The following is a 10,419-nucleotide window of genomic DNA, read 5'->3' as shown; positions in this document are numbered from 1 at the left end:
CCGACTCCCGCCGCGCCCGTGCCCGCACCGCCCCCGGCACCGAGCGCACCCGCCCGCTGCCGGCCGAGCAGCCGGTCGCCCCGCCCTCCCCCGCGCCGCCGGAGCCGCCGCTGCCGCAGCCGGCCGCCGACGAGGCGCCGACGCGCCGCATCGCCGCCGACCAGCCGCCCGAGCCCTCCACCGAGGCACCGACGCGCCGCCGCCGCGCGCGCCCGCCGCTGCCGAGCGAGGAGGAGGCGACGCGCGCGCTGCCCGATCCACCGAGCTGGCTCGATCCCGACGAGCAGCCGGAGCCGCCGACGCGGCAGCATCGCGTCGAGCCGATCCCCGAGGATCCGCCGACGGAGCGCCTGCCCGACGACGCCGACCCGCCCACCCGCCGCATGCGCTCGACCCCGCAGCCCGAGCGGCTGTGGGACGACGACTGAGGCGGGCGCTCACTCCTCGTCGAGCAGCCGCCGCTCGACCGCCCAGCGGCTCAGCTCGTGGCGGTTGGAGAGCTGCAGCTTGCGCAGCACCGCCGAGACGTGCGCCTCGACCGTCTTGGTCGAGATCCCCAGCCTCAGCGCGACCTCCTTGTAGAGGTAGCCGCGGGCGATGTGGCGCAGCACCTCGCGCTCGCGCGCCGTCAGCTGGTCGAGGTCGGCGTCGCCGCCGGCCGGGCCGGCGCTGGTCGCGCGGGCGGCGGCCGGCGCGGGCGCGGTCACGCTGCCGCTCGCGAAGGCGTCGAGCACGAAGCCGGCCAGCCGCGGCGAGAAGACGGCGTCGCCGTCGGCGACCCGCTCGATCGCCTCGACCAGCTCGTCGGCCGAGATCGTCTTCGTCACGTAGCCGCGCGCGCCCGCGCGGATCACCGCGATCACGTCGTCGGGCGCGTCGGAGACCGACAGCGCGAGGAAGCGCACGCCCGGCACCGCGCCGCTGCTGCGGCGGATCACCTCGACCCCGCCGCCGCCCGGCATGTGCACGTCGAGCAGCACGACGTCGGGCGTCTGCGCGGCGATCGCGGCGACCGCCGCCTCGACCCCGTCGGCCTCGCCGACGACCTCGACCCGCTGCCCCAGCTCGGCGCGCACGCCGGCGCGGAAGAGCGCGTGGTCGTCGACGATCAGGACGCGTGTCACGGGGCTTCGCCCTCGGCGTTCGACGCTGGCAGCTCCATGCTCAGCTCGACCTCGGTGCCGGCGCCGGGCGCGGCGCTGATCGTCGCGCTGCCGCCGTGGCGCTCCATCCGCCCGACGATCGACTCGCGCACGCCGCGCCGGTCGGCCGGGATCGCGGCCGGGTCGAAGCCGACGCCGCGGTCGCGCACGAACACCTCGACGCGGCCGTCGGCGACCTCGGCGTAGAGGTCGACCTTCGCGCTGCCGGCGAACTTGGCGGCGTTGGAGAGCGCCTCTCTGACCGCCTGCACGAGCGCCGCCAGCCGCTCGTCAAGCGCGTGGTCGCCGACCGTCACGACCTCGACCGGGACGCCGTGCAGCTGCTCGACCTCGGTCGCGACCTCCTCCAGCGCCGCCGCCAGCGAGGCGCCCGCCGGCTGCGCCGGCCGCTCCTGCAGCCAGTTGCGCAGCTCGCGCTCCTGCCGCCGCGCGAGGCTCGCGACCTCTCTCGGGTCCTCCGACCGCTTCTGGATCAGCGCCAGCGTCTGCAGCACCGAGTCGTGCAGGTGGGCGGCGACCTCGGCGCGCTCCTGCGAGCGGATCCGCTCGGCCCGCTCCTCCGCCAGCGAGCGCGCCAGCCGCGCCAGGTAGGGGCCGAAGATCAGCCCGACCGCGAACGCCAGCACGACGATCCCGCCGAGCGCGTTGCCGACCTGCTGCAGCGCGCCGGTCTCGCGCAGCAGCAGCAGCGCGGCGAGGCCGATCAGCGTCACGCCGAGGGCGGTGCGGCGGCCGTCGGCGCCGCGCTCGGCGCTCATGCGGTCGCGGATCCCCTGCAGCGGATGGCGCAGCTCGGCCGGCGTCCAGGCGGCCGCCGCCTCCGCCTGGCGCCAGATCAGCGCCGCGCCCGCGCCGCCGAGCGCCAGCGGCCATATCGGCGTGTCGCCGAGCCAGAAGCCGACCTGCCGCAGGCCCAGCAGCGCGGCCGCCGCCAGCAGCGCGATCCCCGCGACCTCGCGCAGGAAGCCGCCGCGGCTGCTCCACTCGCGCCGCTGCGCCGGCGGCTTCGTGTGGACCGCCGGCAGCAGCGCCCAGCCGAGCGCGTAGACGGCGAAGCCGACCCCGCCGAAGACCGTCAGCACGACGAAGCCGGCCTGCACGTAGCGGACGTCGACGTCGAGATGGCGCGCGAGGCCGGCGCAGACGCCGGCCAGCGAGCCCTCGTCCGGCAGCCGCCGCAGCGGCGGCCGGTGGGTCTGCAGCGGCGCGCCGCCCGCCGCGCTCGGCGTCCGCGCGCCGCTGCCGGCGCCGGGGCGGGCGGACGCGTCGCTCACCGGCGGCGGCGCTCGCGGACGCCGGTCGCGAGCAGCCCGGCGCCGGCGATCGCCAGCAGCAGCGGCGCGACCGCGCCGGCGCTGACGTCGACGACGTCGAGCGCGTCGAGCAGCAGCAGCGCGCCGAACAGGATCAGGCCGATCCCGACGACGAGCGAGGGCAGGTGCGGCTCGCGCTCACGCTTCATCGCGGTCACCTTCGCAGGTCGGACGGAGGCCCGCGAACGCGAGCCCCGGACGGGCGCCGCCGCCGCAGCGGCTGGCCCAGTCCCAGTCGCCCTGGGCGCCCGGATGGGTCGTGATCGCGATCACGCCGGCGCCGACGTGCGCCTCGATCTCCAGTCTCCGCTCGCCGCCGCCGATCACGATCGTCTTGGTCGTGTCGATGCCGCCGTCGCCGCGGCCGTCGTCGGCGCGCTGCGAGACGGTCACGTCGTCGCCGTCGAAGCGGCCGTCGGGGGCGACGACCTCGATCAGGCCGACGCCCAGCTCGGCGCGCACGTGCGTGACGCCGCGCGCCAGCTCGATGTCGCGCAGGTCGAGCTGCAGGTGGCCGACGCCCAGATCGTATCTCCCGCGCAGGTCGTCGCCGTCGGAGACGCGGTAGACGCGCTCGCCGACGCCGCCGCTGAGCGAGATGCCGGCGGCGGCCGCGCTGCCGAGGCAGAGCGCCAGCAGCAGCCCGACCGGGATCAGCAGCCGCGCGCCGCCGTAGAAGGCGCTGACGACGAGCGCGACACCGGTCAGCACGACCGAGAGCGCGACGAAGCCGCCCCAGCCGAGGTCGAAGAGGCCGGCCGCGTCGAGCGCGGCGGCAGCTCCGAGCGCCAGCATCACGCCGCCGACCGCGATCGCCGTCAGGCCCCAGGAGCCGCGCCGGCGCGGCGGGCGCGGATCGCCCGCGGGCGGCTGCACGAGCGTCTCGTCGTCGCCTCCGTCGCCGCTGTCGCCGCCGGACGCGCCGCCGCCGAAGCCGCCGGGCGCAGGCGCGCCCGTGCCGGCCGGCGCAGGCGCCGTCGCCGTCGCGCTCGCCATGTAGGCGCTCGCCGGCTCGTCGTCGCGCCGCCGTTCGCTCACGAACCACAGCACCGCGGCGGCGCAGACGACGAGGAACAGCGGTCCGCCGCCGAACCAGAAGCCGCCGCCCCACCAGCTGCCGAGCAGCGCGACACAGGCGATCGCCAGCACGACGATCGCCGTCACCTGCACCGCGCGGCGCTGGTCGACCGGGCCCAGCAGCGGCCGCTCGGCGCCCTGTTCGGGCACCAGCAGCCAGGCGGCCAGGTAGAGGAAGGCGCCGAACCCGCCGAAGGCGAGCAGGGCGACGGTGATGACGCGCACGACGGTGGCGTCGACGGCGAGGTAGCGCGCGACGCCGGCGCAGACGCCGGCGACCGCGCGGTCGTCGCGGCTGCGCTCCAGCCGCCGCGGTCCGTTCGGTCTGCTCTCGTGCTCGATCATGGCGGTAAGCCTGCCGGCCGGCAGCGCCCCTGCCTATCGGGAATGACCCCTAGGGAGCGATCCCTCAGACGTCCCTGAGAGGGGCCTATCCAGGGTCCCCGACGCGCAGCAGCGGCAGCAGCACGGCGACCACGAAGATGATCCCGATCCCCGACGCGATCAGCGTTCTCGACTTGATCACGTGGCCGAAGACGCCGACCGTGAAGCCGAGCGCCATGCCGATCGCGTAGGGGGCGAGTGAGGACTCCATCGGCCGCGAATCGTCGCATGTGCGCGCCCGCCGGGGCGCTCCTCCGTGGTCGCCGCCTATCATTCGCCGTCGCATGAGCATCGAGCCCGCATCCGTCGAAGAGGTCACCGCGGGGCTGCGCGCGGTCGGCTATCTGCCTGGCGAGTCGACCGCACTCGTCTCCTACCTCGCCGCCAAGCTCGGCAAGCCGGTGCTGGTCGAGGGACCGGCCGGCGTCGGCAAGACAGAGCTGGCGAAGGCGCTCGCCAAGTACCTCGACCGCGAGCTGGTCCGCCTGCAGTGCTACGAGGGCCTCGACGAGGCGAAGGCGCTGTACGAGTGGAACTACCGCAAGCAGCTGCTGCGGATCCAGGCGGAGGCCTCCGACACCGGCTGGGACTCCGTCCAGGAGGACATCTTCGGCGAGGAGTTCCTGCTGCGCCGTCCGCTGATGACGGCGATCGCCTCCGAGAGACCGGTCGTGCTGCTGATCGACGAGATCGACAAGACCGACCAGGAGTTCGAGGCGATGCTGCTCGAGCTGCTGTCCGACTTCCAGATCTCGATCCCCGAGCTGGGCCGCATCGACGCGCGCACGCAGCCGGTCGTGCTGCTGACCTCGAACAACTCGCGCGAGCTGACCGAGGCGCTCAAGCGCCGCTGCCTCTACCTCTGGGTCGACTACCCGGACGCCGCCCACGAGCTGGAGATCGTCCGCCTGCACACGCCGGAGCTGAGCGCGACGGTCGCCGACAAGCTGATCGAGATCGTCCACGAGGTGCGCGAGCTGGACCTCAAGAAGCCGCCGTCGATCGCCGAGTCGATCGACTGGGCGCGCGCGCTGCTGCTGCTCGGCGCCGACGACCTCGACGGCCAGGTCTTCCGCGACACGATGAGCGTGATCGTCAAGCACCGCACCGATCTCGAGCTGGTCGCCGCCCGCGTCGGCGTCAGACTCGGCGGCGCCGGAGCGCCGAATGGCGCCGCCAGAACGATCCCCACTCGCTGACCGCGGTCCGCGCGGGCTCGACGCCGAGCTGATCGGCTTCGCCGAGCAGCTGCGCGCGGAGAGCCTCTCGATCGGCACCTCCGAGCTGCTCGACGCCTTCGCGGCGCTGAGAGAGGTCTCCTGGGCCGATCCGCAGCTGTTCCGCGAGGCGCTCGCGACGACGCTGGCGAAGTCGCCAGACGACCGCCGCATCTTCGAGCTCGTCTTCGCGCGCTACTTCTTCCGCGCCGCCGAGCGCCAGGCGGCCGCCCACGACGTCGTCGAGGGCGCCGGCTTCGAGGGCGCCGACCAGATCGACCTCGACCAGCTGCGCCAGCAGATCGCGCAGGCGCTGCAGGAGGGCGCCGACGGGCAGATGCAGGACCTCGCGCGGATGGCGATCGCCGCCTTCGGCGACCGCGGCGACGGCTCCGGCGTGATCGGCGTCGACGTGCAGCGGATCCGCCGCCAGCTCGGGCTCAAGTCCGAGCCGCAGCCGGAGTTCCCCGAGGACGACCCGCGCCACGACGGGATCCCGCGCGAGGAGCTGCGCAAGTTCGAGCAGCAGCTGCGCAGAGAGCTGGAGCGGGCGCTGATCGAGCGGACCAGAAGACTGCCGCCGTCGCGGCCGCTGAGCGAGCTGGACCGCTCGCTGCCGGGCGGCCCGATCCAGGACCTCGCGGCCGTCCACAAGGTCGTGCTGCAGCTGAAGCGGCGGCTCGCGACGCAGGGCCACGAGACCAAGGGCCACCGCCGCCACGCGCACGTCGACGTGCGCCGCACGATGCGCGCGTCGCTGGAGACCGGCGGCGTCCCGGTCGTGCTCAAGTACCGCCCGAAGCGGCCGCGGCGGCCGGAGATCTTCGTCCTCTGCGACATCTCGACCAGCGTCGCGTCGGCCTCGGTCTTCTTCCTCTCGGTCCTGCACGCGCTGCACGACTCGTTCCGCAAGCTGCGCTCGTTCGTCTTCATCGAGCGGATCAGCGAGGTGACCGAGGTGTTCGAGCGCGAGCGCGACTTCCAGGCCGCGAGCGTCGCGATATCGCGCGACGCCGGCGTCGCCGACGTCTCCGGCTACACCGACTACGGCCGCGTCTGGAGCGAGTTCCTGACCGAGGTCGAGGACGACCTGCACCCGCGCGCGACCGTGATCGTGCTCGGCGACGCGCGCACCAACGGCCGCCCGCCGCGCGACGACCTGTTCGCGGCGGTCGCGGCGAAGGCCGGCCGCACCTTCTGGCTCAACCCGGAGCCGCGGCTCTACTGGAACTACGGCGACTCGGTGATCGCCGCCTACGCGAGACACTGCATCGCGTTCGAGTGCTGGACGACCTCGCAGCTCGAGGACTTCGTGAAGGCGCTCACAGGACCAGCGTCCGACCTGCCGCGCTAAGCTGCGCCGGAGTGACATACAGGGGGGCTGGCGGGAAGGCCGGCTGAGATAGCGCCCGCAGCAGGCCCGGCGCTGACCCTTCGAACCTGTGGGGTAATGCCCGCGGAGGGAGCGAATGCAAGAGATCACCGAGGCTCCCGCATTGGAGCCTCGATCCGTTTCAGCCCCGCTCGGGGTGCAGGTCGAGGGCGCCGGGCGCACCTTCCACAGCCGTGCCGGGGCCGTCGAGGCGCTGCGCGGGATGGACCTGCGCGCCGCCCCGGGCGAGACGGTCGCCGTCGTCGGCGCCTCCGGCTGCGGCAAGTCGACGCTGCTGGAGCTGATCTGCGGCCTGCAGCGGCCCGACAGCGGCAGCGTCCGCGCCGACCCGGCGGTGCTGATGCCGCAGCGCGACCTGCTGCTGCCGTGGGCGAGCGCGCTCGACAACGCCGCGCTGGCGCTGCGCGCACGCGGCGTCGGCCGCAGCGAGGCGCGCGCCGCCGCGCAGCCGTGGTTCGAGCGCTTCGGCCTCGACGGCTTCGAGCGCGCGCGGCCGGCGGCGCTGTCGGGCGGGATGCGCCAGCGGGTCGCGTTCGTGCGCACGCTGCTGGCGGGCAAACCGGTGCTGGCGCTCGACGAGCCGTTCGCCGCGCTCGACGCGCTCACGCGCCAGGAGGTGCAGGGCTGGCTGGTGCAGACGCTCGCGGCCGAGCCGCGCACGGTCGTGCTCGTCACCCACGACGTCGAGGAGGCGGTGCTGCTGGCCGACCGCGTCGTCGTGATGTCGCCGCGGCCGGGCCGCGCCGTGCTGAGCCTCGAGGTCGCGCTGCCGCGCCCGCGCCGCCGCACCGATCCCGCCGTCGCCGCGCTGCGCGAGCAGGCGCTGGCCGCACTGGGGCTGGGCGGATGAGCGGCGCGACCGCCGTGCGGCGCCCGCGCCTGCCCGCGCCCGCGCGCGCCCTCCTGCGCTGGCTCCCCGCGTTCGCGATCGTCGCCGCGCTCGTCGCCGGCTGGCAGCTCTACGCCACCTACGGCAGCGTCGACTCGCTGCTGCTGCCGTCGCCGGCCGAGGTCGCCGACGCGCTCTGGAGCGACCGCGCGCTGCTGTGGGACAACTTCCGCGTGACCGCCGGCGAGGTGCTGCTGGGGATCGCCGCCGCCGCGGCCGCCGCGCTGCTGTGCGCCGTCGCGATCCACCTCTCCCCCACGCTGCGGCGCGCGATCTACCCGCTGCTGGTCGCCTCGCAGACGGTCCCGATCCCGCTCGTCGCCTCGCTGCTGGTCGTCTGGCTCGGCTTCGACCTGGCGCCGAAGCTGGCGATCGTCGGGCTCGTCTCGTTCTTCCCGATCGTCGTCACGACGCTCGACGCGCTCGCCGCCGTCGACCCCGAACGCGAGCGGCTGATGCGCACGCTCGGGGCCTCGCGGCTGCGGACCTTCCGCTTCGTCGAGGCGCCGGCCGCGCTGCCCGGCCTCTTCAGCGGCGCGAAGATCGCCGTCGCGGTCGCCGTCATCGGCGCCGTCTTCGCCGAGCAGTCGGGCTCCGACGCCGGCCTCGGCCGCCTCGTCCAGCAGGCGGTCCCGCAATTGCTGACCGCGCGCGCCTGGGCCGCGGTCCTGATCCTTTCCGCCTTCGCCATCGCGCTCTTCGGCCTGCTGTCATTGGTCGAGCGGCGCGTGCTGCCGTGGGCCTTCGAAACCAGAGGAGGACGTACTCGATGAAACGCGCTCTCGCGCTCTTCGCCGTCTGCGCGACCGCACTCGGCCTCGCGGCCTGCGGCGAGAAGAAGGAGACGACGACCCCGGCGGCGCAGAAGCACACGATCACGCTGCTGCTCGACTACCTGCCGAACCCCGACCACGTCGGCATCTACGCCGCGCTCGCCAACGGCGACTTCGACGAGGCCGGGCTCGACGTCAAGGTCGAGACGCCCTCCGACCCCGCCGGCGTGCTGAAGCTGCTGGAGGCCGGCAGAGCCGACATCGCGATCTCGTACGAGCCGGAGCTGCTGATCGCGCGCGACAAGGGCGCGCAGATCGTCTCCGTCGGCGCGATCGCGCAGGCGCCGCTGACCTCGCTGATGACGCTCGACAGAAGAGTCAGAGACGTCACCGACCTCAGAGGCGGCCGCGTCGGCACCGCCGGGATCCCCTACCAGAGCGCGTATCTGAGAACGATCCTGGAGACGGCGAGCGTGCCGGTCGACTCCGTCAAGGAGACGAGCGTCGGCTTCAACCTCGTGCCGGCGATGCTGTCGAGAAGAGTCGACGCGACGCTCGGCGCCTTCTGGAACGTCGAGGGCATCCAGCTGGAGCGGGCGAGAAGAAACCCGCGCATCTGGAGAATGGACGAGCTGGGCGTGCCGACCTACGACGAGCTGGTGCTGGCCTCGACGAAGGACTTCGTCGGCGAGCACGGCGACGACGTGCGCGCCTTCGTGCAGGCGCTCGCGCGCGGCTACGAGGCGGCGAGAGCCGATCCGCAGGCCGCCACCGACGCGCTCGTGCAGGCCGCGCCCGACCTCGACGCCGGCTTCGCGCTCGCGAGCGTGAGAGCGTCGCTGCCGGTCTTCTTCCCCGAGGACGCGAGCAAGCCGTGGGGCTTCCAGGTCCCGACCGAGTGGGACAGATACGGCGACTGGATGTACGAGAACGGCCTGCTCGACCGCAGACCGCAGGCGGGTGCGGCGGCGATCACGAACGAGTTCCTCGCCGGCCAGAGCGGCTGAGCCTCAGCGCCCGCTGCGCTCGGGCACGATGATGCGCAGCGCCTTCAGGCCGAGGCCGAGGCGCTCGCGGTCCTCCGAGCGCAGCGGGTCGAGCTTCGTCAGCTCCTTCACCCGCTCCAGCCGATGCGCGACCGTGTGGCGGTGGGCGCCGATCGCCGCCGCCGTCGCGTTCACGTTGCAGTCCTGCGCCAGGTAGGTCTCGACCGTCCGCACCAGCTCGCTGGCATGGCGCTCGTCGTAGCGGACGAGCGGCCCGACGGTCTCGTCGTAGAAGGCGCGCAGCTCCTCCGGGTGCGAGGCGAGCACGCGGAACAGCAGCCGGTAGGTGCCCTGGCCGACGTCCTCGGCGACGGCGCCGCCGGAGCGCCGCAGCACGTCGAGCACCAGCTCCGCCTCCTGGATCGCGCGCGGGAGCGCGGCGGGGTCGGCGCAGAAGCTGGAGAGGCCGCAGACGGCGCGCGGGCTGAGCGAGCGCGCCAGCAGGCGGGCGCTGCTGAGCGTGCGCGCGGCGAGGTCGCCGTCGCCGTCCTCGTCGGCCGGCGGCGGGACGATCGCGAAGACGCGGCCGTCGACGGTCTGCGCGAGCGCGCCGGGCTGCTGCGCGGCGATCGCGGCGACGAGCGCGTCGAGGTCCCTGCGGTCGGCGCCGACGGCCCCGGCGCAGAGCGCGACCGCTCCGCGTGAGACGTCGCAGCCGAGGCGTGCGGCGCGGCGCACCACCTGGCGCGCGTCGAGCTGCTCGCCGGGCGTCCGCAGCTCTTCCAGCAGGGTCCCGCGCAGCTCCTGCTCGACCTCGCGCTTGGCGTCCTCGATGCCGACCTCGGTCAGCGAGGCGACGGCGGCGAGCTGCAGCAGCTCCTGCGCCTCCGCCGGCGGCGGCTGTTCGCCGCGCAGCAGCGCGACGACGCCGATCAAGTCCGTGCCGGCGAGCACCGGCGCTTCTGCCACCAGCTCCTGCGGGCGGTGGGTGGCGCGTCCCTCGACGCGCTCGCGCGTGTAGCGGCGCAGCGCGCCCAGCTCGATCGTGGCCGGGAAGGCCGCGGCGACGGCGATCCGCGGGACGAGGATCGCGACCGGCGCGCGGACTGCCGCGGAGACGAGCTGCGCGACACGGGTGAGCCCTTCGCCGCCCAGCACGGCGGCGACGAGCTGGAGATGCAGCTCGTGCGACATGTCGAAGCTCCCCTGCGAGCGCACGGCGGG

Annotated in this window: 11 protein-coding genes, 1 pseudogene and 1 riboswitch; of the genes and pseudogenes, 6 read left to right on the top strand and 6 right to left on the bottom strand. The window is 74.5% G+C overall.

Translation table 11 applies throughout. The annotated features are described in order from the left end of the window. A pseudogene (locus Q7L73_RS16040) lies at nt 1-428 on the top strand (hypothetical protein); the annotation flags it as partial. A 9-nt stretch (nt 429-437) separates the two neighbouring features. On the opposite strand, the gene Q7L73_RS16035 reads toward Q7L73_RS16040, so the two are convergent. From Q7L73_RS16035 to Q7L73_RS16015, 5 genes are all read right to left on the bottom strand, one after another. Next, a complete protein-coding gene (locus tag Q7L73_RS16035) occupies nt 438-1,124 on the bottom strand; it encodes a response regulator transcription factor (RefSeq protein WP_304690750.1) in 687 nt (228 codons plus the stop codon). Further along, nucleotides 1,121-2,437 (bottom strand): ATP-binding protein, encoded by a 1,317-nt coding sequence (locus tag Q7L73_RS16030; protein WP_304690749.1) that lies wholly within the window; start codon nt 2,435-2,437, stop codon nt 1,121-1,123. The genes Q7L73_RS16035 and Q7L73_RS16030 overlap by 4 nt, the downstream gene beginning before the upstream one ends. Further along, nucleotides 2,434-2,625: a hypothetical protein gene (locus Q7L73_RS16025; protein ID WP_304690748.1), complete on the bottom strand. Its 192-nt coding sequence runs from the start codon at nt 2,623-2,625 to the stop codon at nt 2,434-2,436. Before Q7L73_RS16025 ends, Q7L73_RS16030 begins: the two co-directional genes overlap by 4 nt. After that, a complete protein-coding gene (locus Q7L73_RS16020) occupies nt 2,615-3,898 on the bottom strand; it encodes a PspC domain-containing protein (RefSeq protein ID WP_304690747.1) in 1,284 nt (427 codons plus the stop codon). Before Q7L73_RS16020 ends, Q7L73_RS16025 begins: the two co-directional genes overlap by 11 nt. An 85-nt stretch (nt 3,899-3,983) precedes the next feature. Further along, nucleotides 3,984-4,148, bottom strand: coding sequence for a hypothetical protein (locus Q7L73_RS16015; RefSeq protein ID WP_304690746.1), 165 nt, complete (start codon nt 4,146-4,148; stop codon nt 3,984-3,986). Between the two features lie 73 nt (nt 4,149-4,221). Between Q7L73_RS16015 and Q7L73_RS16010 the strand changes: the two genes are divergently transcribed. The 5 genes from Q7L73_RS16010 (at nt 4,222) to Q7L73_RS15990 (ending at nt 9,216) form a co-directional block, all read left to right on the top strand. After that, complete coding sequence (locus tag Q7L73_RS16010; RefSeq protein ID WP_304690745.1) at nt 4,222-5,136, top strand: MoxR family ATPase; 915 nt, start codon at nt 4,222-4,224, stop codon at nt 5,134-5,136. Further along, complete coding sequence (locus Q7L73_RS16005) at nt 5,105-6,508, top strand: VWA domain-containing protein (RefSeq protein WP_304690744.1); 1,404 nt, start codon at nt 5,105-5,107, stop codon at nt 6,506-6,508. The genes Q7L73_RS16010 and Q7L73_RS16005 overlap by 32 nt, the downstream gene beginning before the upstream one ends. 10 nt (nt 6,509-6,518) lie before the next feature. Further along, nucleotides 6,519-6,638: riboswitch (TPP riboswitch) on the top strand. 12 nt (nt 6,639-6,650) lie between these two features. Next, a complete protein-coding gene (locus Q7L73_RS16000; protein ID WP_304690743.1) occupies nt 6,651-7,397 on the top strand; it encodes an ABC transporter ATP-binding protein in 747 nt (248 codons plus the stop codon). Next, a complete protein-coding gene (locus Q7L73_RS15995; RefSeq protein WP_304690742.1) occupies nt 7,394-8,209 on the top strand; it encodes an ABC transporter permease in 816 nt (271 codons plus the stop codon). The genes Q7L73_RS16000 and Q7L73_RS15995 overlap by 4 nt, the downstream gene beginning before the upstream one ends. Continuing rightward, the gene (locus Q7L73_RS15990; protein ID WP_304690740.1) at nt 8,206-9,216 is read left to right on the top strand and encodes an ABC transporter substrate-binding protein; all 1,011 of its coding nucleotides are present in this window, start codon (nt 8,206-8,208) and stop codon (nt 9,214-9,216) included. The genes Q7L73_RS15995 and Q7L73_RS15990 overlap by 4 nt, the downstream gene beginning before the upstream one ends. A gap of 3 nt (nt 9,217-9,219) precedes the next feature. Here Q7L73_RS15990 and Q7L73_RS15985 read toward each other — a convergent pair whose 3' ends face one another. Then, on the bottom strand, nt 9,220-10,389 hold the full coding sequence (locus Q7L73_RS15985; protein ID WP_304690739.1) for a CdaR family transcriptional regulator: 1,170 nt from the start codon (nt 10,387-10,389) through the stop codon (nt 9,220-9,222). Between the last annotated feature and the right edge of the window lie 30 nt (nt 10,390-10,419).

It is taken from the genome of Conexibacter sp. CPCC 205762, assembly GCF_030646155.1.
GTDB lineage: Bacteria > Actinomycetota > Thermoleophilia > Solirubrobacterales > Solirubrobacteraceae > Conexibacter.
The sequence above is the reverse complement of the archived record's forward strand: the minus strand, read 5'-3'. Positions and strand labels throughout refer to the sequence as shown.